General features: G+C 34.9%; 23 protein-coding genes. All 23 read right to left on the reverse strand.

Annotated elements, in window-relative coordinates:
• Positions 1–72: 72 nt before the first annotated feature.
• The 23 genes from KM885_RS04535 to flhA all read right to left on the reverse strand — a co-directional run bounded on the left by KM885_RS04535 (position 73) and on the right by flhA (position 24,661).
• A complete protein-coding gene (locus KM885_RS04535; protein WP_047186083.1) occupies positions 73–351 on the reverse strand; it encodes a DUF503 family protein in 279 nt (92 codons plus the stop codon).
• Complete coding sequence (gene infB / locus KM885_RS04540; RefSeq protein WP_145523454.1) at positions 348–2,474, reverse strand: translation initiation factor IF-2; 2,127 nt, start codon at positions 2,472–2,474, stop codon at positions 348–350. Before infB ends, KM885_RS04535 begins: the two co-directional genes overlap by 4 nt.
• A 20-nt stretch (positions 2,475–2,494) precedes the next feature.
• Positions 2,495–2,794, reverse strand: a complete 300-nt coding sequence (locus tag KM885_RS04545) for a YlxQ family RNA-binding protein (RefSeq protein WP_060667961.1) — start codon at positions 2,792–2,794, stop codon at positions 2,495–2,497.
• Positions 2,784–3,056: an RNase P modulator RnpM gene (gene rnpM, locus KM885_RS04550; RefSeq protein WP_225344082.1), complete on the reverse strand. Its 273-nt coding sequence runs from the start codon at positions 3,054–3,056 to the stop codon at positions 2,784–2,786. The genes KM885_RS04545 and rnpM overlap by 11 nt, the downstream gene beginning before the upstream one ends.
• Positions 3,057–3,070: 14 nt before the next feature.
• Complete coding sequence (gene nusA / locus KM885_RS04555; protein ID WP_216883609.1) at positions 3,071–4,168, reverse strand: transcription termination factor NusA; 1,098 nt, start codon at positions 4,166–4,168, stop codon at positions 3,071–3,073.
• A gap of 15 nt (positions 4,169–4,183) precedes the next feature.
• Positions 4,184–4,654, reverse strand: a complete 471-nt coding sequence (gene rimP, locus KM885_RS04560; RefSeq protein WP_216883610.1) for a ribosome maturation factor RimP — start codon at positions 4,652–4,654, stop codon at positions 4,184–4,186.
• A 273-nt stretch (positions 4,655–4,927) separates the two neighbouring features.
• Entirely contained in the window at positions 4,928–9,220 is a 4,293-nt protein-coding gene (locus tag KM885_RS04565) for a PolC-type DNA polymerase III (RefSeq protein WP_216883611.1), read from the reverse strand.
• A gap of 129 nt (positions 9,221–9,349) precedes the next feature.
• Complete coding sequence (rseP, locus tag KM885_RS04570) at positions 9,350–10,621, reverse strand: RIP metalloprotease RseP (RefSeq protein WP_216883612.1); 1,272 nt, start codon at positions 10,619–10,621, stop codon at positions 9,350–9,352.
• Positions 10,622–11,001: 380 nt separating this feature from the next.
• Positions 11,002–11,793, reverse strand: coding sequence for a phosphatidate cytidylyltransferase (locus tag KM885_RS04575; protein WP_216883613.1), 792 nt, complete (start codon positions 11,791–11,793; stop codon positions 11,002–11,004).
• Positions 11,794–11,808: 15 nt separating this feature from the next.
• A complete protein-coding gene (locus KM885_RS04580; RefSeq protein WP_216883614.1) occupies positions 11,809–12,567 on the reverse strand; it encodes an isoprenyl transferase in 759 nt (252 codons plus the stop codon).
• A 382-nt stretch (positions 12,568–12,949) separates the two neighbouring features.
• Positions 12,950–13,507: a ribosome recycling factor gene (frr, locus tag KM885_RS04585; RefSeq protein ID WP_216883615.1), complete on the reverse strand. Its 558-nt coding sequence runs from the start codon at positions 13,505–13,507 to the stop codon at positions 12,950–12,952.
• A 2-nt stretch (positions 13,508–13,509) separates the two neighbouring features.
• Positions 13,510–14,232 (reverse strand): UMP kinase, encoded by a 723-nt coding sequence (pyrH, locus tag KM885_RS04590; protein WP_216883616.1) that lies wholly within the window; start codon positions 14,230–14,232, stop codon positions 13,510–13,512.
• A 106-nt stretch (positions 14,233–14,338) separates the two neighbouring features.
• A complete protein-coding gene (gene tsf / locus KM885_RS04595; protein WP_060667964.1) occupies positions 14,339–15,223 on the reverse strand; it encodes a translation elongation factor Ts in 885 nt (294 codons plus the stop codon).
• Between the two features lie 197 nt (positions 15,224–15,420).
• Entirely contained in the window at positions 15,421–16,173 is a 753-nt protein-coding gene (gene rpsB, locus KM885_RS04600; RefSeq protein ID WP_047186071.1) for a 30S ribosomal protein S2, read from the reverse strand.
• Positions 16,174–16,538: 365 nt separating this feature from the next.
• Complete coding sequence (locus KM885_RS04605) at positions 16,539–16,967, reverse strand: DUF6115 domain-containing protein (RefSeq protein WP_216883617.1); 429 nt, start codon at positions 16,965–16,967, stop codon at positions 16,539–16,541.
• Between the two features lie 133 nt (positions 16,968–17,100).
• Positions 17,101–17,892: a FliA/WhiG family RNA polymerase sigma factor gene (locus KM885_RS04610; RefSeq protein ID WP_047186069.1), complete on the reverse strand. Its 792-nt coding sequence runs from the start codon at positions 17,890–17,892 to the stop codon at positions 17,101–17,103.
• Positions 17,893–17,934: 42 nt separating this feature from the next.
• The gene (locus KM885_RS04615; RefSeq protein WP_047186068.1) at positions 17,935–18,432 is read right to left on the reverse strand and encodes a chemotaxis protein CheD; all 498 of its coding nucleotides are present in this window, start codon (positions 18,430–18,432) and stop codon (positions 17,935–17,937) included.
• Positions 18,425–19,054 (reverse strand): chemotaxis protein CheC, encoded by a 630-nt coding sequence (locus KM885_RS04620; RefSeq protein ID WP_047186067.1) that lies wholly within the window; start codon positions 19,052–19,054, stop codon positions 18,425–18,427. Before KM885_RS04620 ends, KM885_RS04615 begins: the two co-directional genes overlap by 8 nt.
• 5 nt (positions 19,055–19,059) lie before the next feature.
• Positions 19,060–19,494, reverse strand: a complete 435-nt coding sequence (locus KM885_RS04625; RefSeq protein ID WP_047186135.1) for a chemotaxis protein CheW — start codon at positions 19,492–19,494, stop codon at positions 19,060–19,062.
• Positions 19,495–19,583: 89 nt separating this feature from the next.
• On the reverse strand, positions 19,584–20,645 hold the full coding sequence (locus KM885_RS04630; protein ID WP_047186066.1) for a protein-glutamate methylesterase/protein-glutamine glutaminase: 1,062 nt from the start codon (positions 20,643–20,645) through the stop codon (positions 19,584–19,586).
• Positions 20,646–20,650: 5 nt separating this feature from the next.
• Complete coding sequence (locus tag KM885_RS04635; RefSeq protein ID WP_047186065.1) at positions 20,651–21,511, reverse strand: MinD/ParA family protein; 861 nt, start codon at positions 21,509–21,511, stop codon at positions 20,651–20,653.
• Positions 21,501–22,628 (reverse strand): flagellar biosynthesis GTPase FlhF, encoded by a 1,128-nt coding sequence (gene flhF / locus KM885_RS04640; RefSeq protein WP_047186064.1) that lies wholly within the window; start codon positions 22,626–22,628, stop codon positions 21,501–21,503. Before flhF ends, KM885_RS04635 begins: the two co-directional genes overlap by 11 nt.
• Positions 22,625–24,661 carry a flagellar biosynthesis protein FlhA gene (gene flhA / locus KM885_RS04645; protein WP_216883618.1) on the reverse strand — a complete coding sequence of 679 codons (2,037 nt, stop codon included), beginning with the start codon at positions 24,659–24,661 and terminating at the stop codon, positions 22,625–22,627. The genes flhF and flhA overlap by 4 nt, the downstream gene beginning before the upstream one ends.
• Positions 24,662–24,677: the final 16 nt, after the last annotated feature.

The raw sequence follows: 24,677 nt of genomic DNA on the forward strand, positions 1-24,677 counted from the left end.
CTAATCATCGGAGCCCCAGAAAGTTGCGACTATATCCGCCCCGGTCCTTTTGCCCTCCTTTTGAACACATACTTAAACTCTTTCTACATTCGTAATTGTTCGTTCCAACTCCGGAAACGTGTCAATTACACGTAGCACCTCTTGAATGATTTGTTCCGCGTTTGTCAAACTTGTTGAAATAGTTACTATTCCCAATTTAGTGCGCTGCCACAGATCATGATAATCTAATTCCGTAACAGCAACATTAAAATCTTTTTTTAGTTTAGCAATTATTTTTTTAATAATTGACCGTTTATGTTTCAGTGAATGTCCGTCGTACATGATACATTCGACTTCCGCATATAAAATCATGTACGTTCAATTTCCTCCATTACAAATGCTTCCATAGTATCCCCAACCTTAATATCGTTAAAATTGGTGACTGTTATTCCACATTCATAATTTTTTGCAACTTCTTTAACATCATCTTTGAATCGTCTTAATGTATCAATTTCACCTTCATATAGGACAACTCCATCACGAATAATTCGAACACCTGCATCCCTAGTAACTTTACCATCTGTCACGTAACATCCCGCAATTGTTCCAACTTTTGAAACCTTATATGTTTCTCGGACTTCTACTTGGCCAATTATTTTCTCTTCAAATTCTGGATCGAGTAAACCTTTCATAGCAGATTCAATTTCTTCGATTGCTTTGTAAATGACGCGATGCAAACGAACATCCACTTTTTCTCTTTCCGCTGAGCCTTTTGCGTTCGCGTCAGGGCGAACATTAAAACCAATGACAATCGCATTCGATGCTGAAGCTAGAATGATATCGGATTCCGTAATAGCACCAACACCCGTATGGATTATATTAATTTTAACACCTTCTACATCAATTTTTTGTAGTGAAGAAGAAAGTGCTTCTGCAGAACCCTGAACGTCAGCTTTTATAATGATATTCAATTCTTTCATTTCACCTTGTTTGATTTGTTCAAACAAGTCATCTAGACTAACTTTAGTCTGTTCATTACGGTTAGCTGCTATAGCTTCCTGTTGACGCGCTTCTCCAATTTGACGAGATTTTTTCTCATCATCAAATACTACGAATCTGTCCCCAGCTTGTGGTACATCTTGTAAACCTGTAATTTCTACCGGCATAGAAGGACCAGCCATTTCTACACGTTTACCAGTATCGTTAATCATGGCACGAACTCTACCAAAAGTATTTCCTACAACTAGTGAATCTCCAACATGGAGGGTACCATTTTGAACAAGTAAAGTTGCAACACTTCCACGACCTTTATCTAGCTCCGCTTCGATTACCGTTCCTGTAGCATTAGCTTTCGGATTAGCCTTTAATTCTTCAACTTCCGATACTAAAAGAACCATCTCTAACAAATCATCGATACCCTCATTCTTCAACGCGGAGATATTAACAAATATCGTACTACCGCCCCAGTCTTCAGGTATTAATTCATACTCTGTTAATTCTTGCATAACACGATCAGGGTTTGCTGATTCCTTATCCATTTTATTAACTGCAACAATAATTGGTACTTCGGCCGCCTTGGCATGATTAATTGCTTCTACCGTTTGTGGCATGACACCATCATCTGCAGCCACAACCAAAATAGCGATATCCGTAACCTGTGCACCTCTTGAACGCATGCTAGTAAAGGCGGCGTGGCCAGGTGTATCTAAAAATGTTATCTTTTTACCACCGAACTCTACTTGGTATGCACCAATATGTTGTGTAATACCCCCAGCTTCTCCAGCGGTCACTTTTGTATTTCGTATGGAATCTAGTGTTGTTGTTTTTCCGTGGTCAACATGTCCCATAATTGTAACAACAGGAGGCCTTTCCATTAAATCTTCTTCTTTATCTTCCATGATGTATTTATCAAGATCTGTATCTTCTAAAATAACTACCTTTTCAGCTTCAACATTAAATTCACTACAAATAAGTTCTACTGCATCATCATCTAAATCTTGATTTTTAGTCGCCATTACACCTAAAAACATTAATTTTTTAATGATTTCCGCTGGTTCTTTATTAAGCTTATCAGCTAAATCACTTACAGTTAACGTGTCACTATAAGTAATTTTTTCAGGAGTTTCCTTTTTGACAGGTTCCTGATAATTTGCTGGCTTATTGTTCTTATTCCCCTTCTTAGGACCTTTAAAATTCTTATTTTTAGGCTTATTATTATGATGATTTTTTGCTTTTTGTTTGTCTGACTTATTATGATCAGATTGTTTTTTATTTCCTGAATTCATTCCTTCAGATTTTTGCTTAGGAGCTTCCTTTTGTTGTTTCCCTTGATTTTGTTTCGATCCAAATTTCTTATCCAATTGTGTCACAGTATCTAGCGAAATAGTAGACATATGGTTCGTTACGTCCACATTTAACTCTTTTAGATAATTGATAACATCCTTACTAGTTGTATTATTTTGTTTAGCATATTCATATACACGAATTTTGCTCATACGTTCACCCCCGAAATTAATTACCCGAGCAACGATTTAATTTTATTGGCAAAACCTTTATCTAAAATTGCAATTGCTACTCTTTGGGATTTTCCAATTGCATTGGATAATGTTTCTCGATTATCCACCAATTCATATGGTACCTTGTAAAATTTACATTTATCTGTTATTTTTTTCCTCGTTTGGGGACCGATATCATTTGCAAGTAAAACTAACTTTGCCCGATTGCTTTGAATATCTTTAATAATTGTTTCCTCACCTATTGATAATTTCCTTGCACGATATGCTAGCCCAAGTATGTTTAAATAATTACTTTTCATTGCTCTTTACCATTTTTTTAAGTTCTACAAACACAGATGAATCTACTTCTGCGTTTAAGTGTCTGTTTAAAACATTTGATTTTTCTGCCTCTATAATCACATCTAAATCCTTTGTTAAGTAAGCTCCTCGGCCATTCTTTTTCCCTGTAGGATCCACAAAAACTTCCCCATCTTTATTTCGAACGACACGAATGAGTTCCTTCTTTGGCTTCATTTCATTAGTTACAACACATTTTCTTTCTGGTATTTTTCTTTTTTTCACCGAGTGTCCCCTCCTTATTCAAACAAATCTTCATCATCGTTGGAATAAGCGTCTTCTACTTCCGACAAAATACCTTCTTCTCTAGCCTCTGATTCACTCTTAATATCGATTTTCCAACCGGTTAATTTAGCTGCAAGCCTTGCGTTTTGGCCACGTTTCCCTATAGCTAGTGACAATTGATAATCGGGAACAATCACTGTCGTGGCTTTTTCCTCTTCGTCAACTAACACTTCTATCACTTTGGAAGGACTTAATGCATTTGATACATACACCTTAGGATCTTCTGACCATTGCACAATATCAATCTTTTCACCTTTTAATTCGTCAACGATTGCTTGAACACGTTGCCCTTTTTGACCTACACATGACCCTACAGGATCTACTTCCGGATCTTGTGCATGAACTGATATTTTCGATCTGTCTCCTGCTTCTCTAGCTACAGACTTAATTTCAACCGTTCCATCGTATATTTCGGGCACTTCCATCTCAAATAACCTTTTTAATAGCCCGGGATGAGATCTAGAAATAAAAATTTGTGGACCTTTACTTGTATTTTCAACTTTTGTCACAAACACTTTTATCCGATCGTGAATATTATATTCCTCGTTAGGTATCTGTTCCGTTTCAGCCAATTTAGCTTCAATCTTACCCAAATTCACATAAATAAAGCGTGAATCTTTTCTTTGTATAATACCTGTCATAACATCCTCTTCACGATCGACAAATTCAGAAAAGATGACACCACGTTCTGCTTCTCTTACTCTTTGTGTAACAACTTGTTTTGCTGCCTGTGCCGCGATTCTGCCAAAATCTTTTGGAGTAACTTCAACTTCGATAATATCGTCCATTTCATGATTAGGATCGATTTCTCTGGCAACCTCTAATGAAACTTCTTGTTGTGGGTCTTCAACCTCTTCTACAACTGTTTTCCTAGAGAAAACGGCCATTTTTCCTGTATTTTCATTTAGTTCGACTCTCACATTGGAAGCGGATTTGAAATTTTTCTTATATGCAGAAATAAGAGCAGCTTCTAGTGCTTCTAACAGAATTTCTTTATCAATTCCTTTTTCCTCGGACAAACTATTCAATGCGTCAAACAATTGACTGCTCACTTTACTAATCCCCCTTTAAAAAACTACTGCAAGCCTAGCTTTAGCAACTTTTTTATATGGTATTTCTACCTGTTTTTTTCTTGTCTTTACTTTGTACTCAATGGTTAAAATATCATTAGTGAAAGCTTTTAAGGTGCCTTCATATTCTTTCTCTCCATCAATCTGTTCATAAAGTTTAACATTTATATTTTGATTAATGTTGTTCTCAAAGTCCTCTTTCTTCTTTAATGGTCTTTCTACACCTGGAGAAGAAACTTCTAAGAAATAAGGATCTTTTATAGGATCTACTTCATCCAATTTCTCACTTAATTGTTCAGATACTTCTCCACATTCAGTAATGTCTACCCCACCAGGTTTATCAACATATATGCGAAGGAACCAATTCTTTCCCTCTTTGACGTATTCTATATCAACTAATTCTAAACCCTTATTACGGAGAATTGGCAATACTAATTCTTCTGTTGTTTGAATGACCTTTGAACTCATCGTAATCCTCCTTTACGCTGAACTGTTTATTTCTTATTATGAACGATTCACCCGAATACTATCTATTCAATATAAAACCCCTGCCCAAAAGTGCTTGGCAAGGGGGAATCGAGTTCATGTGGAATGGGTATGAAGAAAGAGTGAGCATTCGCCCACTCTTTTAACATTTCGTATCATTACTTACCAATAAAAATATATCATAAAAATAACATTCATGCAAGAATTAGCATTTCCTTACATTTTTTGGTACTTTTACACCAACTGTAAATATCTTTAGAATAAGGATAATTGGTTTTTTTCTGCCATACCTTCTAAACATCCTTGATTATCAAGATATTCCAAAACCGTTTTAGAGATTTTACTCCTTTCCCTAAGGTCTTCTTTAGAAAGAAATTCTCCCTCTTCTCTTGCTTTAACGATATTAATTGCTGCATTGGTTCCTAAACCGTCAACCGCATTAAATGGAGGAATTAAACTATCCCCTTCTACTAAAAAGTCTGTAGCACTAGATTTATACAAATCTACCTTCTTAAAGGATAATCCTCTTTCACACATTTCAAGCGCCACTTCCAGTACTGTCATTAAGTTTTTCTCTTTCGGTGATGCGTCATTGCCCTTTGCAGCAATTTCATCAATTCTACTTTTAATAGCAGTTGATCCTTTGGCCATCGTTTCTAAATCAAAATCATCTGCTCTAACCGTAAAATAAGCAGCATAAAATAAAATCGGATGGTGTACTTTAAAATAGGCAATTCGAATCGCCATTAAAACATAAGCTGCCGCATGGGCTTTCGGGAACATATATTTTATCTTTTTACAAGAATCAATATACCAATCCGGCACATTATGTTTTTTCATTTCAACAATCCAATCATCCTGCAAACCTTTCCCTTTACGAACAAATTCCATAATTTTAAACGCTAAAGAAGGCTCTAACCCTTTGTGCATTAAATAAACCATGATGTCATCACGACATCCTATTACGTCAGATAGTTCACAAATACCTTCATTAATTAAATCTTGCGCATTACCTAACCACACGTCTGTACCATGGGATAAACCAGATATAATTAATAGTTCTGAGAAAGTAGATGGTTTCGTATCTTCAAGCATTTGTCGAACAAATTTTGTACCAAATTCGGGAACACCTAGTGTACCAGTTTTACAATTAATCTGTTCAGGAGTAACCCCTAATGATTCTGTACCCGAGAATATTTTCATTACTTCCTTATCATCAGTCGGGATTGTTTTCGGATCAATTCCACTTAGGTCCTGCAGCATTCTGATAACGGTCGGATCATCGTGTCCTAGTATATCTAATTTCAATAAGTTATCATGAATGGAATGGAAATCAAAGTGTGTCGTTCTCCATTCACTATTTCGGTCATCTGCCGGATATTGAATAGGCGTAAAATCATAAATCTCTTTATCATCAGGAACTACGATAATCCCACCTGGATGCTGTCCAGTTGTTCGTTTTACACCCGTACAGCCTTTTACGAGACGATCGACTTCCGTATTCTTATAAACAATATTATTATCTGAAGCATAACCTTTCACATATCCATAGGCGGTTTTTTCTGCCACCGTTCCTATTGTCCCCGCACGATAAACATAATCTACACCAAATAATTCTTTTGTATAGTTATGCGCCCTTGGCTGGTAATCACCTGAGAAGTTCAAATCAATATCTGGAACTTTATCCCCTTTGAAACCTAAAAATGTCTCAAACGGAATATCTTGTCCATCTTTTGTTAATGAACGTCCACAGTTTGGGCAAGCTTTATCCGGTAGGTCAAAACCACTACCAACGGTTCCATCATTAATAAATTCATTGTAATGACATTCCAAACAAACATAATGTGGAGGAAGTGGATTAACTTCAGTAATTTCAGTCATAGTTGCTACGAAAGAAGAACCTACAGACCCACGGGAACCTACTAAATATCCATCTTCCAAGGATTTTTTAACTAGCTTTTGAGAAATCAAATAAATAACAGCAAATCCGTTACCAATAATACTATCCAATTCTTTTTCTAATCGATCACTAACAATTTTTGGAACCGGATCGCCGTATATTTTCTTTGCACGCCCATAGGAAAGTTCTCTTATTTCTTCTTCCGCTCCTTGAATAGTTGGTGTAAATAAACCTTCTTTTATAGGAGAAATTTCTTCAATAAGGTCCGCAATCGCGTTCGTATTTGTTATAACGATTTCTTTCGCTTTTTCCTCCCCTAAAAATCGAAAACAATCTAACATTTCGACGGTTGTACGGAAAGGAGTATCTGGCAGTGTTTGCCTATTAAGGGGATTTCCCGCTTGGGCTTTAATTAAAATTTGTCTATATATTTTATCATGCTCATCCATATAATGAACATTCCCTGTTGCAACAACAGGTTTTTCCATTCGTTCTCCTAATTTTACTAACTTCGATATAATATCGAGAATTTGTGCCTCGTTTTGTACTAATTCTTTTTCAATTAGATGAATATAATTCGTAGGTGGTTGAACTTCTATATAATCATAAAACTTAGCAACATTTTCTGCCTCTTCTTCTGATTTCTGCATCATGGTTTCAAAGACTTCCCCTTTATCACATGCAGTTCCAATTAAAAGGCCTTCCCGATATTTTTGTAACACAGATCTAGGTATTCTAGGAACACGATAGAAATAATCAATGTGAGCGAATGAAACTAATTTATAAAGATTTTTTAACCCTAACTCATTTTTAGCTAAAATCGTGCAGTGAAATGGCCTTGAACGTTGATAAGCATTTCCTTCACCCATATGGTTATTTAACTGATTATGATTAACAATCTCTTTATTAAGTAATTTTTTAACTAGTTTCCAAAGAATGTAGCCTGTTGCTTCAGCATCATAAATTGCTCGGTGATGCTGTGTTAATTCAACATCTAAATGTTTACTAATCGTGTTTAACCGGTGATTTTTTAATTCCGGTAATAGAAATCTAGCAAGTTCTAATGTATCTATAACAGGGTTTTCTGCTTCATCATATCCGATCTTTTTAAGTCCTTGATTCAAGAAGCCCATATCGAAGCTAGCATTGTGCGCAACTAAAATGGCATCACCCATCCATTCATAATAGTCTTTCAATACTTCATCAATATCGGGAGCATTTTGAACCATTTCATCAGTGATACCTGTCAGGTCAATGGTCGTTTGGGATAATGGATGATGTGGATTTGCAAAAGCTTCAAAACGATCTATAACTTCCCCTTCTTTTATTTTCACCGCCGCAAGCTCTATAATAGTGTCATAGACCGCTGAGAGTCCTGTTGTTTCTACGTCAAAAACTACATAAGTTGCTGATTCTAAATCGATATCTTTTTCGTTATACGCAATTGGAACCCCATCATCAACTAAATTAGCTTCTACCCCATATAACACTTTTATATTATTTTTCTTCCCAGCAGCGAATGCTTCTGGGAATCCTTGTACACCGGCATGGTCTGTTATAGCTACTGCTTTATGACCCCATTTAGCTGCTTGAGATACTAATGCTTGTGGTGAAACAACAGCATCCATTTGACTCATCGTCGTATGAGCATGGAGTTCAACACGTTTTTCTCCTTCAGCAGATAAATCCTTCCTGGGTTCTACCGTAATTTCATGAATATCGTTTGCCATCATCCCTAGCTCATTTGTATACATATCCGTTTGAATACTACCTCTTGCTTTAACCCACATTCCTTCTTTTACAGTTTTAAACTTATCTACGTCTTCGTCCCCTTTAGAGAACATTTTAATCGTTAGAGAATCTGTATAATCAGTCGTTTTAACAATTAAAAGACTTCTTCCAGAACGTAATTCACGTATTTCGGTTGAAAAGATATACCCTTGAACAACTACCCTGCGCTCCTCTTCAAGAATACTTTCCATTGGAATAGGGTCATCTTGAATTTTATATCCAATCATTAAAGGTAAAGATTCCTCTTGATTTCCCTTTTCTTTATCCCGCTTTTCTTTTTCTTTTACGGTTTTTAACACTAACTGCTGATCTTCTAATGCTTTTTGCTCTTTAAATTTTTCAATGTCGGCCAAATTTGTTTTCACTTCTATTTCAATTGTATACATGGCCATTCCTATTTTTTTACAATAAGATTTGAAACTATCATCTAATCGTTTTTTTAATGCGTGAGCTTCCGCATCATTCCTTGCAGTTAACATAATCTTATTATTGTTTACTGTCGGCGTTTGATTTTGGACTAGGTCTTTGTAAGCAGGAGATAAATTCGTTATAGATGTAATGAAATACTCCCAGTAGCCAATAACCATATTTTCATCACAAGTTTTGTTTTCTGTATTAATTGATAATTCGACTTCAGCTATCGGTTGAAATGTTTGTTTTAGTTTTGCAATAAATACTTGATATATATAAGGAGGCAAAATATGATTTAAATGAACATAGAAATGCCATATTTTTGACTTTTTATATACTTCTAATTTCTCTAAATAACTATTAGAAAAATAATTTAACATTTGCTCATCAGTTATCTGTATTTGCTTTAATAATAAGTTCATTTTTTCTTGTTTGGATATATCCATTGTTATCCCCCTAAAAACAGGTGTTGGTAAGAAGTTGTACAAATTTAAACTGGTGATTTATTCCAAAATAGCTTGTAAATTATGCGGAACCCTTGCCAAATTCTAGACAAGGGTTCCGTTCACCATTTATTAAAGAAATAATCGTTGTATGTCGTTCCAGGTTACTACAATCATTAGTAACATTAAGAGAGCAAATCCAATAAAGTGGAAAACTCCTTCTTTCTCCGGTGGAACAGGCTTCCCTCGAAGTTTTTCAATTCCTACAAATAATAAACGTCCACCATCAAGTGCTGGAAGTGGAACTAAGTTAACAATACCTAGGTTTACACTTAGCATAGCTGTCCACATAATTAAACTGATAAATCCACTTTGAACAACTTGATCTGTAGCGTCATAGATTCCTACCGGGCCTGAGAGAATTTCTAAAGGAACTTGACCAGTAATTAACATACCTAAATTGGTTAATACCATTTTAGTAATGGTATATGTTTGTTCAAAGCCATATTTAACCGTTCCAATCATGGATTTCTCAAAAGCTTGACGAACCCCTATTTGACCTATCGTGATAGTTTCACCTTTTTCATTTATGGCTTCCCCTTCTTTAGGTACAATATTAAGAGTTTTTTCTTCTCCATTACGAAGAACAGTCATAGATAGTTCTTCACCGGGATTTTCTCTAACTATAGTTGTAAACTCTTCCCATGTAGTAATCGTGGTATCTTCAATTTTAATAATTTCATCATTGGCCATTAAACCCGCCTGTTCCGCGGGTGTATTAGGCTGGATTTCACCCATTTTGGCTTCATCTACCGGAACACCATGAACTAGTCCGATGATTAAGAAAAGAATAATGGCAAGTATAAAGTTCATCATTGGACCAGCAAATAATTGCATCGCTTTTTGGCCAGCACTTTTTGAAGCAAACTGGCGATCATAAGGTGCAATCTGCGTTTTTCTTTCATCCATGATAAAAAATGCCTTCCGATCAACCTTAAATACAAGTCTCTCGTCCTCGTCCATTTCGTAACCTTCGATAATTAATTCATGATCTAGATCAACACGCTCAACTTCAATAACTCGCGCATTGGGGTGCTTTGATTTATTGTTAACGATTATTTTGTCAACTTTACCAGACTCATTAAATTCAAGTCCTATATGGTGACCTGGTTTTAATTCAATAATTTCTGGATCTTCTCCAGCGACACGTACATATCCACCTGCTGGAATCAAACGGATTGTATATAATGTTTCATTTTTTGTAAATGAAAATATTTTTGGACCAAAACCGATTGCAAATTCTCGAACAAGCATTCCCGCACGCTTAGCAAAAATCATATGTCCCCACTCATGTACAAACACAAGTAAGCCAAACATAAAGATAAACGCAATAACAGTGGTCAAAAAAAGCACATCCTTTTCCAGTCTAAATGACTTATCTTTATCTAAATAAGTTTAACTGTTTATAGAGGTTTGTTCAAGTTTAAGAAAGAGCAAAGGCGCAAGCGCCCGTTTAGCGACGTACGGACTGGACTGAGCCGTAGGAGATAAAGGAAACATGCCCCTTCATAGGGGTATGCCGACGTTGGCCGCAAAGGCCGCACTTAGTCGGCCTTCCTTTAATACTTTGAGTCGATGTTGACTTATCGTACGGAGGTGAAGGAAGTCTCGCTAGTCGCTGGGCGCTGGAGCCGGACGTGGCCTATTCTGAATAATTATCCACATGCAGCAAATTTTGTAATTTCCTAAACCATGAAACAAGCAATTTGTTGAATCTTTCGCCCTTAAAAAAATTGGATGATATGTAACAGAGGAATAACAAAAAGTAAACTATCAAAACGATCTAATATTCCACCATGTCCTGGTAAAATTTTACCGGAATCTTTCACTCCATAAATTCGTTTCAAGGCCGATTCAACTAAATCCCCAATTTGACCGAAAATGGAAGCGATAATGGTTACCAAAATAACAGCAAGTAATGAATGCGGAAATGGTGTTATTAGGTGAAAAATAACGGAAATCACAATAGCAAGTACGATTCCTCCAAGTGCACCTTCAATAGTCTTATTCGGGCTAATGGTTGGCCATAACTTTCTTTTACCAAATGCTCGTCCAAATAAATAAGCTCCAGTATCTGTAGACCAAACAATTAAAAAGGCAAAGAAAATATTTTTTAATCCAACTATACCAGAACCGTCCCTAGTTTCAATCAAGTAGTAGAATCCAATTCCAACATAGAAAGTGGCCAAAAGAATAAAGCCTGCATGATCAAATGTAAATTTATTCTTTACTAATACAGTATAAGCAAGTAATAGTAAAATAATGATTGTTATCCATTCAAATTTCGAAAAATCTGTTAACAAAAAGAGGGAGTCACGCAATAATAAGATCCATAATAGTAGCACTGCTAATATGGATGGAACCATATATCCCCCCATTTTTCGCATCCTTACTAGTTCAAATAATGCAATTGTAGCGAGTAGATAAACAAAAAGTTCGAATGCGAAACCACCTATAATAATAAATGGGATAAAAACTATTAGTGCTAATATTGCTGTAATTGTTCGTTGCTTCATCTATTAGTCACCATCCTACAATCCACCGTATCTTCTTTGACGCTGTCGGTATTCATTTAACGCTTCGTGGAAAACTTGCTCATCAAAGTCTGGCCAAAGTACATCAGTAAACCAAAGTTCAGTGTATGCACACTGCCATAATAAGAAATTACTCAAACGTTTTTCTCCACTAGTTCTAATTAATAAATCAGGATCACGAAAATCATTTGTGTATAAGTATCGTGAAAATATTTTTTCGTCTAAAGCTTCACTTGAGATTTTAGAAGTTTCCATATCATTTACTAAATGTTTGATTGCTTGAAGAATTTCAAACCGGCCACCATAATTTAATGCAAAATTTAATATCATGCCATCATTATTTTTTGTTTTCTCCATTGCATACTCAAAAGCATTTTTTGCATGCTTAGGTAACACTTCTATTTCGCCAATTGTGTTAATTTTTACGTTATTCTCCATAATTTCAGGTAAATATACATGTAAAAATTCTTTTGGAAGCTTCATTAAGAAATCAACTTCGCTTTTTGGTCTTTTCCAGTTTTCAGTAGAAAATGCAAATAAGGTAAGAACTTCTACGTTTGCATTTGATGCAGCCCTTACTATTTTATTAACTACATGTACGCCTTCTTTATGACCGGCAACACGCGGAAGACCTTTTTTTTCAGCCCAACGACCATTCCCATCCATAATTATAGCAACATGTTTTGGTACATTTTCTATTTTATCCTGTTTTTCATTTTTTTGTTTCTTTTTTAAAAAAGGAATTCTCATAGACATGGTTAGTCCTCCGAATATTGTTATTGCATACATCCCTTTTACTATTGTTATGAGGAAAAAAGGAAATATATTACGTACCATTAGGATATAGAATATGATAAAGGAGACTTCCATCAGTAGGGGGGTTCCTTCATCCCCACTGATGCTTAGTCGCACTTATCGGACCTTTACGGGCAGTTAACCTTCCACCTACCTTCTTGGTTTTCCCAGAAGCTTGAGGCGGGAGTCTTACTGCCCGTTTAGGTGGGGTAAATGGATAGTAGCTATAACTTTCTATAGTATTAACCAAAAGCAACTCGAATACAAAAACCCCCTTATAAAAGAGGGCTTTAATTTATTTTACACTTTTTTACAAGGTTATGAAAGATTCATAATGAAAAAATTAAACTTCCATTATTTCATCTTCTTTTTCTTTAGTAAGCTGATCTATTTGTTTGATTTGATTATCTGTTTCTTTTTGAACATTATCTTGTAGACCTCTTAATTCGTCTTCAGTAAGTTCACCATTTTTTTCAAGCTTTTTCAATTGATCGTTCGTATCTCTACGTATATTTCTTACTTGGATACGGTATTCTTCTGCGTATTTTCCAACTACTTTCACTAAGTCCTTACGACGTTCTTCCGTTAACGGCGGGATACTAATTCGAATAATATTTCCATCATTTGATGGAGATAAACCTAAATCAGCTTTTTGAATAGCTTTTTCAATATCGGATAGTGCAGATTTATCATATGGAGTAATAACAAGCATTCTTGCTTCAGGTGCCGATATATTTGCTAGCTGATTAAGTGGTGTTGAGGCACCATAATAATCAACAAAAACATTGTCAAGTAGACTTGGGTTTGCTCTCCCTGCTCTTACTGTAGCTAAGCTTTTTGAGTAAGATTGAACTGCTTGATTCATTTTTTCACGCATTGTGCTCATAATCGTATCTGACATACTTATTTCCCCCTTATTATTGTTCCGATTGTTTCACCTTGAACAACTTTTTTAATATTTCCTTCTTCCGTAATAGAAAATACAATTAATGGGATATCGTTATCCATACATAATGAAGAAGCTGTAGAGTCCATTACCCCAAGGCCTTCATTTAACATTTCTAAATAAGAAAGTGTGTCATATTTCTTTGCATCCTTATTAATTTTAGGATCATCTGTGTATACACCATCAACATTGTTTTTTGCCATTAAAATAACTTCTGCTTCAACTTCTGCAGCTCTAAGTGCTGCAGTAGTATCTGTTGAAAAATAAGGATTTCCGGTACCTGCCGCAAAAATAACAACACGTTTTTTCTCGAGATGGCGAATTGCTTTTCTTCGTATGTATGGCTCAGCGACTTGACGCATTTCAATGGATGTTTGTACGCGGGTTGGAATTCCAATTGTTTCTAATCCATCCTGTAATGCAAGTGAATTCATTACTGTAGCTAACATTCCCATATAATCAGCAGTAGCACGATCCATTCCCATTTCACTACCTACTTTTCCACGCCAAATGTTTCCACCACCAACAACAACAACTACTTCTACACCTAATTCAACCACATCTTTGACTTGGCTAGCAATAGATTGAATTACTTTAGGATCTATTCCATACCCCTGTTCTCCACTTAATGCTTCACCACTCAGTTTTAATACTATTCTTCGGTATCGTGCTGTTGTCATAATAACCTCCAAGAAAACATTTATTATTTTTATTAAACATGGTGAAATAGGGAACTTCTAAGTTCCCTATTTTTATTTTATTTTAGATGATAATCATTAACTTTGATTATTTTTTCATTTGATTCATTACTTCTTCAGCGAAGTTTTCTTCACGTTTTTCAATACCTTCGCCCACTTCATAACGTACAAATTCTTTAACGGTAGCACCTTTGTCAGCAACATATTTCTTCACTTTTTGATCTGGGTCTTTAACAAAATCTTGTTCTAACAAGCAAATTTCTTGGAAGAATTTGCCAAGGCGTCCTTCTACCATTTTTTCAACAATGTTTTCTGGTTTTCCTTCATTTAATGCTTGTTGTTTTAATACTTCGCGTTCATGATTAACTTCTTCTTCGTTAACATCATCACGTGATACATAACGAGGGCTAACCGCCGCAACGTGCATAGCGATATCTTTCCCTACTTGTTCATCATTTGTTCCTTCAAGAACAGTTAATACACCGATGCGTCCACCCATATGTAGATATGCACCAAAGACATCATCATCTGATTTAGTAAAGATAGTGAAGCGTCTTAGAGTAATCTTCTCACCAATTTTAGATACTGCAGTATTGATAAAAGTTTCTAAAGTTTCGCCTTCACCATGAAGTTTTTGTCCAAGTGCTTCTTCAACACTAGATGGTTGTTCTTTAACTATATGTTTACCAAGTTCAGATAAAAGATCTTTGAATTGATCGTTTTTTGTAACGAAGTCTGTTTCACAGTTCACTTCTAGAAGAACTGCGGTATTATTTTCCACTTCAATATGTGTTAACCCTTCAGCAGCAATACGGTCTGACTTTTTAGCAGCTTTAGCAATCCCTTTTTCACGTAGAAAGTCAATTGCTTTATCCATATCTCCATCTGTTTCTTGTAGTGCTTTTTTACAATCCATCATGCCAGCACCAGTTTTTTCACGTAATTCTTTAACCATTTTCGCAGTAATTGCCATGATTATTCCTCCATTAATTATATTAATTTTTCTTTTAAGTGCATATTCAAAAAGGTGGATGAAAAGGGCCGAGGCCAGCTAAGAGCGCAACGTCCTAAGAAAGGCCGAAGTGTCATTTTCACCGGACTTTTTGAACAACCTTTTTAAAAAAGGTGATAAAAGGCTCTTATTCCTCTTATCACCCTCACCTTTTAAAATTACTCTTGATTTGCTACAGCTTCTTCTGCCTTTTCAACAGTTTCCGCTACTTCTGCTTCCTCTGTAACTTCACCTTGTTTCACTTCTAAGATAGCATCAGCCATTTTTGAAGTTAATAGTTTTACAGCACGGATTGCATCATCGTTTGCTGGAATTACATAATCAATTTCATCAGGATCACAGTTAGTATCTACAATTCCGATAATTGGAATGTTTAACTTATGTGCTTCAGCGATTGCAATACGTTCTTTACGAGGATCGATTACAAATAGAGCGTCTGGAAGACTCTTCATCTCTTTAATTCCACCTAGGAATTTAACAAGACGTTCTTTTTCTTTTAATAAATTTACAACTTCTTTTTTAGGTAGTACTTCAAATGTACCATCTTCTTCCATTTTCTCAATATCTTTCAAACGGTTAATACGTTTGCGGATTGTTTGGAAGTTAGTAAGCGTTCCACCTAACCAACGATGGTTAACATAGAACATTCCTGAGCGAATAGCTTCATCGCGTACAGAATCTTGAGCTTGTTTTTTCGTACCAACAAATAAAATTGTACCGCCATTTGCTGCGATATCTTTTACGAAATTGTAAGCTTCATCAACCTTTTTAACTGTTTTTTGTAGGTCAATGATATAAATACCGTTACGTTCTGTGAAAATGTATTTTTTCATTTTCGGGTTCCAACGGCGTGTCTGATGTCCGAAATGTACACCAGCTTCTAATAATTGCTTCATAGATATTGCTGACATATAAATTTCCTCCTAATGGTTTTTTTCCTCCGTTTAGATCATCTTCACATAAACACCACACAGTTGATGTGGCACCATTTATATGAATTACTAAACGTGTGTTTTTTTACTCAATATTTTTTCAACAAAACATGAGCATTTACACCAAAAATTAATATACCATATCATTCCTGCGTTATCAAGACTAATCCTATTTTTTTCGTTAGAAAGTATAAAGAAGACTTCCATCAATGGGGGGTTCCCTTCATCCCCCACTGATGATTAGTCATACTTATCGGATCTTTACGGGCAGTTCCCAAGAAGCTTGAGCTGGGATAAAAGTCTTTACCATCTGTAGAAGGCATTCTTAGGGAAAGCCATTTTTTCTAATCGTGAAAACGAATAATAAGTTCAGCCTCTGTTATCCCACAATCCAATTTTTTTGCTATATCGGCTATCGATAAACCTTGGTGATACAACTGTAATACTTTACCTTCCAATGAAGACTCTACAGAATCATTTACCTCATTAACATTCTTCAGCCATTTATCTTCTGCATCGTTAATTACAAGATTACCAACCTTTTTTTCTTTCTCAACTGCTTCAATCGGTTTATCACTCTTATTATGAGTGTACCTTATTAGATCATTTTGTAAACGGTCATTTTCCTTTTTTATCTCTTGTAAATACTCTTCAAATAATTGTGCAATTTCATTTGTATCTTCTTTTTTTTGTAATTGTTTATTTAACATATAAATTGCATAGATTGATATGATATGAAGTAAAAAGCTAATAATTAGCAAAAATGAAACCATAAAAATCCCTTTCTGTTTAAACATTTTGAGTCAATTCAAGAATCCATTACAATAAAGAAGACTTCCACCAGTGGAATTTTCCTTTATCTCCCACCTATCTTCCTTACTTCCCTAGAAGCTTGTGGTGTGAGTCTTACTGCCCGTTTACATGGGATAAATATTTTAATTTATTTAACGTTTTTCGTAATTTAACTATTGCTTTTTTATGAATTTGGGATATACGAGAAGTCGTTAACTCAAGAACCTGTCCGATTTCAGTTAATGATAATTCGTCAAAATAAAATAGACTAATTACTAGCTGCTCTTTTTCATTTAATTCTTTTATTCCTTCTTTTAACTCTTTTTCTAATTCCTTTTGTAGAATTTTAGACTCGGGTGATTGTGAAGAATCATCTGCAATCGAATACCCAATCCCCGTTTCTTGAACATAATCTGTTTTTGATTTTTCCTCAATAGATAAAATATTAGAAAACAGTGAGTCTTTTATCGTATTTTCTACTTCCTCAACAGTTAATCCTGAATACTTAGCAATTTCCTCTGGATTCGGAGATCGTTGGTACTTTTGTTCGAGACTTTGAGTAGCTTGATCTACTTTCTTAACTTTATCTCTTAACGATCTAGGTAGCCAGTCCTCTTTTCTTAATCCATCGATAATAGATCCGCGAATCCGAATAGAGGCATATGTATCGAATTTCAAATCCCGATTTGGTTCAAACTTCTTTAAAGCATCGTATAATCCAATGAAACCAAGGCTTTTAATATCTTCTTTATTAATACTTTTAGGAAGATGAATACACATTCTCTCAACATGAAAATGAACTAAATACTCGTAGTGATGAATCAACTCATTTGCGTTCTTACTATTTTTATCGTTTATCCAGTTATTCCATAAATCTTGTTCAAGAGAAGATGGATTATGATACATAGTTTTAAACTCCCCTTTTACGAGTTCCCCTTTATCTTTTAATTATATAAACACTGTTTCCTGATTCACTTTTCGGACTTTCAACTGACAACTAACTAGGTCAAACTCTATCGTTCTTCCAACATTTCCACCAACATCAGATGAAATAATGGGTATGTTAAAATGAGTAAGTTGTTCTTTAACCGCTTCGATATTTCGTGCGCCAATCCTCATTGTTTTGGAATTACTTGCGAATTGAAACATTTGTGCTCCTCCGGCCATTTTTGCTTTAAGGGCATATTTTCGAGCCCCATTAGCTAGTAATTTCTCAATTAATATAGGAACAGCAGTATCTGCATACTTATATTTATTGAAATCACTTTGCTGCGTTAAACTTGATTCTGGCAACAGTACGTGTGCAAGACCGGCTATTTTTTTAGAACTATCATATATAACGACACCAACACAAGAACCTAATCCAGCTGTACGGATAATATCCGGTGGTGTGACGATATTTAAATCAGCAATCCCAACTTTAACTATTTTCTTCTCTTTAATCATTTTCAATACCTAAAGCTTCGAATAATTTACTTAATGATTCGGGTTCTGGTAATAGAAAAAAATGACCCTGAATATTTTCTGAAGCATCACTTAAAATGCTAGTATTAATGACAATGGCATAATCAGAAACCTCAGAAATCTCTAGTAATCCTGCGGTTAATACTGCACCAGCCATATCGAAACTTAAATAAGGGATGGAGGGATGCATGTTATATTTAATAAAGTCTGATAATGCGGATAGATAAGAACCGATTACAATATTTCCAGTTTCTTTAAGTGCAGACATCGCTAATTCATTATGATACAGGTCGTTCATTAGGGTGAAATCCTTGTTACCTGTCAAATCTTGAATTAAATGTTCCGCTTCATCGACAGAAAGTATAAAATAAACTGTACACGGAAATTCATCCTTAATTTGAAAAACAATCGCAACTATTAATTCCTCTGGGCCGCCTATTATTTCCATCATGTCATTGTAATCCACTATGCTAACTGATGGAACATTCATATCAATTTTTCTATCAAGTAAGATAGACATAGATGTAGCAGCATTTCCAGCTCCTATATTTCCAACTTCACGTAGAGCGTCTAATTGCATTCCTGATAAATTTGAATACTCCATACTTACTACCCTTCCACTATTTCTTCTAGTGCTTCAAGACTTAATACTTTATGTAAATCCAATAATATAAATAAACGATTATCTATTTTTGCTACTCCTTCAATATAATTCACATCAATAGAACCAATAACCTCTGGATTTACCTCTATCATATTTTCAGGAATGTCTATTACATCATTTGCAGAATCCACAATTAGACCTACTTCCATTCCGTTTATGTAAACTATAAGAATCCGAGTCGCATCAGTGATTTCTGCCTCTTCAAAACCAAATCTTAAACGCAAATCTATAATTGGAGTAACGACACCTCGTAAATTGATAACACCTTTCACATGTTCGGGAGTTTGTGGAACTCTAGTAATAGGAATCATCCTTTCAATCGAACCTATCCCTTGAACACTAACCGCATATTCCTCTTCTTTTAACTGAAATACAATCATTTTTCTTACCTTTGAATTAGTCACGCTAAATTTCCCCTTTTATACATATATAATTTTATATAAAACTAGCAAACTTCCTAAAGGCTGCTTTATTCCATTCCATTTTGTAAGTCTAGTAATTTCTTCCCAATTTCATTTATTGGTAAAATAAAATTCGCCTTTTTCGAATGGACAACCGCTTTTGGCATTCCATAAATAATTGCTGTTTCTTCTGATTCTGCAATAACTACAGTATTTTCGTTCACTTCTTTTAATTTTAGAATTCCTTTCGTTCCGTCACTTCCCATCCCAGTCAAAATAACTGCAATTTTAGCGATATCTTCTATTTCAGCAAGTGATTCAAATAAAATATCAACGGATGGGCGATGTCCATTTCTTGGAGAATCCTCAGACAATTGAATAGTTAATATTTCTCCTCTTTTTCTGATTCTCATATGTTGGTTACCAGGTGCAATATATACTGTTTTTGACCTTACTTGTTCCCCATCTTCTGCTTCTTTGACATAGATATCGTTATTCATATTAAGTCTATTAGCAAGCGACTTAGTAAAACCCGCTGGCATATGCTGTACAATAAAAATAGGAAAAGAATAATTACCTGGTAGATTACTTATTACTTGCGCCAATGCCCTTGGACCCCCGGTAGATGAACCGATAGCAACAACGGTCTTTTTATCAAAGTACTTATTTGGTTTTTTTTCTATAGTTGGAACCTTTTTTTCAATTTCTATTTTCTTAATATCTATTTTTCTGATGGATGCAGCAGCAACTACTTTCGAGATTATTTCATTTTTGATAGAGTCCATATTTAAAGAAATAGGACCTGAGGGCTTTGTAATGAAATCCACAGCACCTTTTGCCATTGCCTCTAAGACGCGAGATCGATTATCTTCTGTCTCCCCACTTAACATAATGACTGGTATGGGGTTTTTTTCCATTAATACTTCCAAAGTCTGAATTCCATCCATGATTGGCATTTGGACATCCATTGTGACAACATCTGGAGAAAATTGTTCAATTTTCTTAATCCCATCTGTACCGTTCCTTGCAGTAGATATAACATCGATTCTTTCATCACTTGATAAAATATCTGTAATCATTTTTCTCATAAATGCAGAATCATCAATAACAATGACTCGAATCTGCTCCATTTATTCTACCTCTCTATCAGTAGTTGTTTTAACTTTTGTATAAATTTTGGTTGTATCGAATTTAATGTAAAAGTGTTATTTAAATAATTAGCCGTTATTTGCTTTAATGCTTTCGTAATTGGTAATTTTTCATTAAAAATATAAGGCTCTTGATGGAAAACAGCTAATGTCACAGCTTTATCTTCTGGTAGAATCCCCATTTTTGAGATGTCTACTTGCAAAAATTGTTGAATTACTTTCCTAAATTGCTCTAACATTTGTTCTCCATTTTTTTGCGATGGACATCGATTCATAATAACTCTTATTGGCATCCTACCCCGATTATTGATGATTTGTTTAACCATACTGTAAGCATCCGTAATAGAGGTGGGCTCGGGAGTTGTAACAACAATACACTCATCCGCTGCCAAAATAAAAAACAAACTATCTGAATGTATTCCTGCCCCCATATCAAAAATGATATAATCATAACTATGAATAAGTTCGTTATATTGATTAATAAAAAATTGTTTCTTTTGATCGTTTAATGTGAAAAGCTCATTTAATCCAGATCCCCCTGCAATAAATGCTAGACCATTTTTGTAGACCTCGATAATACTATGAATGGAGTCATTTCCATTAAACATATCATTGATATTCTTTTTTGCTGATTTTCCCAATAATATTTCAATATTTCCCATGCCTACATCTAAATCAAATATTAATACTTTTTTTCCGTTATAAATTAAATCCAATGCAAAGTTAACAGCAAAATTAGATTTGCCTACTCCACCTTTACCACTTATGATACAAATAGTCTTTGCCTGCTTAGGATTATTTAACTTTTCTATTTTTCTTCTTAGTTGAGTAGCTTGGTCATTCTTCATTGTATTCTCCAACAATCCATTCAGCTATTCTTTGCGGTTTTCCTTCTAAAATATCATTTGGAACATCCTGACCATTCGTCATGTATGCAATCCCAACTTCTTTTTCCATACAAATATTCAAAAGACTTCCAAATTGCCTTGTCTCGTCTAATTTTGTGAAAATGACTTCTTTCATTGGTATATGTTGAAATTGATCATATATTTCTAATATATCCTTTGGTTTAGCCGTTAACGACAAGACTAAAAAAGTATCCATTTCTATATTGGCATCTAGATTATTTAATAAATCCTTCACATATTTTTCTTCTCTGAAATTTCTACCAGCTGTATCGACTAGAATCGTATCATAAGAATCAAACTTATTAATTGCATGTTTATAATCTTCCGCTGTATAAGCTACCTCTAAAGGAACATGAAGAATTTGTGCATATGTTTTTAATTGTTCTACTGCCGCAATCCGATACGTATCCATCGTAATGAATGCAACCTTTTTCTTTTCCTTTAAAACGAGGTTGGAGGCAATCTTAGCTAAGGTTGTAGTCTTACCTACACCGGTTGGGCCAATAAATTGAATTATTTTTTTACCTGTAGTTATCCCATTAAATGAATACTTTTGAAGTGACTTCGTTATGATTCTTTTAAACTCTTCTAAGATTTGGTTATTTGTTAAGTTTTTATCTTGATGTTGATCTAACATGGTATTGATTATATTTTTTGCAAATTGGGCCTTGACCTCTTGATTAAGTAAATGTTGGTAAAGTAGTTCATATTCGATTGGATAGCTGTCGGCGTTTTGATTTCTAGATTGTAATTCAACAAACTTCCTTACCTGTTGGATTTCATGTAAAACATCCTGACCCGAAGAATTCTTCCTGTTATTAGCAGATTCTTGTTGTGTCGTTGAAGGCATTTCTATCTTTACTTGATTCGGCTGATTCGTTATTGGATTAGGATCTAGTCCTACAATGACTTCTATCTTCTTTTTTTTAAAGAAGCCTAAAAATCCACCCTGAAGTACTTCCCTAGAATTTAAAATAACAGCATCTGTACCTAATTCTTTTCGTATTTGTTTCATTGCTTCTGCTATATTTGGCGCGATATATTTTCTTATTTTCATGCGACATTCACCACTCCAACACTTTGAACTTGAACATTCGGTTCTAATTCGTTATAAGATAATATTACGACATGAGGTAGATATCGATCTAATAATTGTTTAAGATACATACGTATGGCTGGTGAGCAAAGGACAATAGCTGTTTCTTCCTGAAGTAATAATTTCTCCACTTGTTCATGAATGGAAGAAATAATATTCTGTTGTGTTTCAGGATCTAACGATAAATAATTTCCATGCTCTGTTTGTTTGATATGCTCGGCAATTGTTTTTTCTACTTTTCCAGATACAGTAACAACATTTAACGACATATCTTCTTTTGTATATTGTTTTGTAATTTGAACGGAAAGAGATTGTCTGACATATTCTCCTAATAATTCCGTATCATTCGTCATTTTAGAGAAATCTGCCAGTGTTTCAAATATAATAGGTAAATTCCGTATCGAAATATTTTCCCTTAATAATTTAGCAAGAACCTTTTGCACTTCCCCTACTGATAGTGGGTCTGGTGTAACTTCCTCCACCAATATTGGATAACTTTCTTTCAAATGATCGATTAATTGTTTTGTTTCTTGTCTTCCAAGCAATATATGAGCATGTTGTTTGATTACTTCTGTAATATGTGTGGACACAACGGAAGGAGGATCTACGACTGTATAACCCGATAATTCAGCCTCATCTTTTAACTCTTCACTAATCCATTTTGCTGGAAGACCAAATGCAGGCTCTTTTGTATCAATTCCTTCCAGGCCATCTTCCTCATCAATTCCGGGTGCCATTGCCAAGTAATGATCCAATAATACTTCGCCAGTTGCCACTTCATTCCCCTTAATTTTCAATCGATATTCATTCGGTGCTAATTGAATATTGTCACGTATCCGAACAACCGGGATAACAATTCCTAACTCCAAAGCAAGTTGTTTACGAATCATGACAATTCGATCAAGTAAATCTCCACCTTGATTTGCATCAGCTAAAGGAATGAGGGCATAACCAAATTCAAATTCAATTTGATCCATACTTAACAGATTCATTACATTCTCTGGGGTTTTCATCTCGTTACTTTCTACTTGAACATCTTCTTCTACATCTGGAATTTCCATTTCCTTTGTTTGATTTTCTAAAACATATCCACTACCAGCTAACAAAATTGCAATGATTGTTGTCAGAAAAAAGTTAATTGGAGTCAAACCTAATAAAAAGATAGCTCCAGCTGCTATGTATAATAATTTCGGATATTGAAATAACTGAGTTGTTACCTCTGAACCTAAATTATCTTTCCCTCCAGAACGGGTCACTATAATTCCTGTTGCGGTAGATATTAATAATGCAGGTATTTGACTAACTAATCCATCCCCAACAGTAAGGCGCGTAAATGTATTGATCGCTTCGTCGAATGGCATACCCATTTGAACGATTCCAATAATAATACCGAATAAGATATTTATAATAACGATAATAAATCCAGCAATTGCGTCCCCTTTTACAAATTTACTAGCTCCATCCATGGATCCATGGAAGTCTGCTTCTTTTTCTACTTGTTCCCGTCTCTCTTTTGCTTCTTTTTCCGAAATGAGCCCGGCATTTAAGTCTGCATCAATACTCATTTGTTTTCCCGGCATAGCATCAAGAGAAAAACGTGCAGCAACCTCTGAAACACGTTCAGATCCTTTTGTAATAACTAAAAAATTAATAATTACTAAGATAATGAAAACAACGAAACCGACGAGAGGATTACCCCCAATAACGAATGACCCAAACGTATCGACAACTCCTCCTGCTTCACCTTCAGATAGGATAGATCTAGTTGTAGAAACATTCAAAGCTAAACGAAATAAGGTTAATAATAAGAGTAATGTTGGAAAGACAGAAAACTCTAACGTGGACTTTGTATTCATAGCAACTAATATGACAATTAGGGATAATGAAATATTTAATAGAAGAAGTACACTTAATAGACCACCAGGTAAAGGTACTACTAACATAACAATAATAACTATTACACCTATTAATACAGATAAATCTCTAACTTTCACGATGGTCTCTCCTCAA

Origin of the sequence: Oceanobacillus caeni, assembly GCF_019037185.1 — a bacterium.
In the GTDB taxonomy this organism is placed as follows: Bacteria; Bacillota; Bacilli; order Bacillales; family Amphibacillaceae; genus Oceanobacillus; species Oceanobacillus caeni.

Bases quoted from the DNA above. Each gene is read 5' to 3' on its own strand.
- infB (WP_145523454.1), bottom strand. From the start codon at position 2,474: ATGAGCAAAATTCGTGTATATGAATATGCTAAACAAAATAATACAACT.
- KM885_RS04625 (WP_047186135.1), bottom strand. From the start codon at position 19,494: ATGATTGTATTTCAGTTAAAAGAAGAGGAATATGCGGTTAGTGTTCAA.
- KM885_RS04620 (WP_047186067.1), bottom strand. From the start codon at position 19,054: ATGGAGTATTCAAATTTATCAGGAATGCAATTAGACGCTCTACGTGAA.
- flhF (WP_047186064.1), bottom strand. From the start codon at position 22,628: ATGAAAATAAGAAAATATATCGCGCCAAATATAGCAGAAGCAATGAAA.
- frr (WP_216883615.1), bottom strand. From the start codon at position 13,507: ATGTCAGATACGATTATGAGCACAATGCGTGAAAAAATGAATCAAGCA.
- KM885_RS04575 (WP_216883613.1), bottom strand. From the start codon at position 11,793: ATGAAGCAACGAACAATTACAGCAATATTAGCACTAATAGTTTTTATC.
- KM885_RS04635 (WP_047186065.1), bottom strand. From the start codon at position 21,511: ATGAAGAATGACCAAGCTACTCAACTAAGAAGAAAAATAGAAAAGTTA.
- KM885_RS04630 (WP_047186066.1), bottom strand. From the start codon at position 20,645: ATGGAGCAGATTCGAGTCATTGTTATTGATGATTCTGCATTTATGAGA.
- rpsB (WP_047186071.1), bottom strand. From the start codon at position 16,173: ATGTCAGCAATATCTATGAAGCAATTATTAGAAGCTGGTGTACATTTC.
- pyrH (WP_216883616.1), bottom strand. From the start codon at position 14,232: ATGACAACAGCACGATACCGAAGAATAGTATTAAAACTGAGTGGTGAA.
- KM885_RS04615 (WP_047186068.1), bottom strand. From the start codon at position 18,432: ATGATTAAAGAGAAGAAAATAGTTAAAGTTGGGATTGCTGATTTAAAT.
- KM885_RS04545 (WP_060667961.1), bottom strand. From the start codon at position 2,794: ATGAAAAGTAATTATTTAAACATACTTGGGCTAGCATATCGTGCAAGG.
- KM885_RS04580 (WP_216883614.1), bottom strand. From the start codon at position 12,567: ATGTCTATGAGAATTCCTTTTTTAAAAAAGAAACAAAAAAATGAAAAA.
- KM885_RS04565 (WP_216883611.1), bottom strand. From the start codon at position 9,220: ATGGATATATCCAAACAAGAAAAAATGAACTTATTATTAAAGCAAATA.
- KM885_RS04535 (WP_047186083.1), bottom strand. From the start codon at position 351: ATGATTTTATATGCGGAAGTCGAATGTATCATGTACGACGGACATTCA.
- rimP (WP_216883610.1), bottom strand. From the start codon at position 4,654: ATGAGTTCAAAGGTCATTCAAACAACAGAAGAATTAGTATTGCCAATT.
- KM885_RS04605 (WP_216883617.1), bottom strand. From the start codon at position 16,967: ATGGTTTCATTTTTGCTAATTATTAGCTTTTTACTTCATATCATATCA.
- tsf (WP_060667964.1), bottom strand. From the start codon at position 15,223: ATGGCAATTACTGCGAAAATGGTTAAAGAATTACGTGAAAAAACTGGT.
- KM885_RS04610 (WP_047186069.1), bottom strand. From the start codon at position 17,892: ATGTATCATAATCCATCTTCTCTTGAACAAGATTTATGGAATAACTGG.